The 454-nt window shown below is 60.1% G+C and carries 1 protein-coding gene; it reads left to right on the top strand.

Annotated features, from left to right (window positions below; all coding sequences use genetic code 11):
• Positions 1–454 (top strand): aldehyde dehydrogenase family protein (locus EN906_RS36875; protein WP_127375902.1); only part of this gene is annotated, 454 nt, incomplete at both ends.

Here is a 454-nt window from a genome sequence, read left to right as displayed (position 1 = left end):
AAGCAACAGGAGAGTACGCGCGCGCAGTCGAAACGCTGGAATGGAATGGCCGGCATGCCGATGAGTTGTCGACCCCGATTCCGTTGGGTCCGAACAGGATGATCGTCCCGGAGGCCCTCGGTGTCGTCGCTGCCTTTACGCCGTGGAACTATCCAGCCGTTCTCATCGCCCGCAAGCTCGCCCCCGCGCTGGCGGCAGGCTGCCCGGTGATCCTCAAAGGGGCCGAAGAGACGCCAAGCGTGGCTGTCCATATCGTGGAATCTTTGCGTCAAGCAGGGATACCGGAAGGCGTGGTCAACCTGGTGTTCGGTGTTCCTGTGCATATATCACGGCATCTGCTCAGTTCGCCAATTGTCAAAGTCTTGACGTTCACGGGGTCGACCGCTGTTGGGAAACAGCTGGCCACACTGGCCGCGAATAATCTGCAGCGCTGCATCCTTGAGCTCGGTGGACA

Origin of the sequence: Mesorhizobium sp. M7A.F.Ca.CA.004.06.1.1 (assembly GCF_003999135.1) — a bacterium.
Taxonomy (GTDB): domain Bacteria; phylum Pseudomonadota; class Alphaproteobacteria; order Rhizobiales; family Rhizobiaceae; genus Mesorhizobium.
The sequence above is the reverse complement of the archived record's forward strand: the minus strand, read 5'-3'. Positions and strand labels throughout refer to the sequence as shown.